This is a genomic window from Acidithiobacillus sulfurivorans (assembly GCF_018853815.1).
Taxonomy (GTDB): Bacteria; Pseudomonadota; Gammaproteobacteria; order Acidithiobacillales; family Acidithiobacillaceae; genus Acidithiobacillus; species Acidithiobacillus sulfurivorans.
Genome location: NZ_JAAOMP010000152.1, coordinates 1 through 672 on the forward strand (window position 1 = coordinate 1; position 672 = coordinate 672).

Below are 672 nucleotides of genomic sequence, written 5' to 3' on the forward strand. Positions count from 1 at the left end.
GCTCTTTCCTCTCCACCCACAGGCGCGTCTCTGGCTGGCCCAGCCGCAGCCCCAACTCGAATGGACCCATACTCCTATGCAAACGGTGACGTTGAGCGACGCGCAAATGGAAGGCTTGCGACAAATCTTTTTCCACCTTCCCGATACTCGCAGCAAACTGGGCAAGCAGCATCCCCTCCCGGCCATTCTGACAGTGGCCGTGGCCGCCGTTCTGACGCAGGCCGAAAGTTATGCCGCCATCGCCGAGTGGGCCAGTCGCTTGACCCAGGCCCAACTGAAGCGCATCCGCGCCCGCTTCAATCCCCGGACTCAGCGTTATGTGCCGCGCTCAGGTGCACCTGCTCAGCGCGTTCCTGCATGGACAGGGGGCCACCATCGCGCAAAAGGAAATCGCCCGGAAAACCAACGAAATTCCAGAACTGCGCAACCTGCTCTCGGATGTCGACATCACGGGCAAGGTCGTCACTGCCGATGCCCTGCAAACCCAGCGGGAGACCGCCCGCTTCCTCGTCGAAGACAAAAAAGCCGATTATCTCTTTACCGCCGTCAAAGGCAATCAACGCAAACTCCGCGACCGTCTGACGTGCCTCCCTTGGGGCGATTTTTCCCCTCAGCGCTGAAACCACAGAGGTCGGACATGGCCGCTTTGAACATCGCAAAATCATCGTCGCC

General features: G+C 60.0%; 1 protein-coding gene and 1 pseudogene. Both read left to right on the forward strand.

Features of this window, described 5'->3' with window-relative positions; genetic code table 11:
- Positions 1–106: 106 nt before the first annotated feature.
- Positions 107–226, forward strand: a pseudogene (locus tag HAP95_RS17550) (hypothetical protein); the annotation flags it as partial.
- Positions 227–317: 91 nt separating this feature from the next.
- Positions 318–620, forward strand: a complete 303-nt coding sequence (locus tag HAP95_RS17555; RefSeq protein ID WP_215891819.1) for an ISAs1 family transposase — start codon at positions 318–320, stop codon at positions 618–620.
- Positions 621–672: the final 52 nt, after the last annotated feature.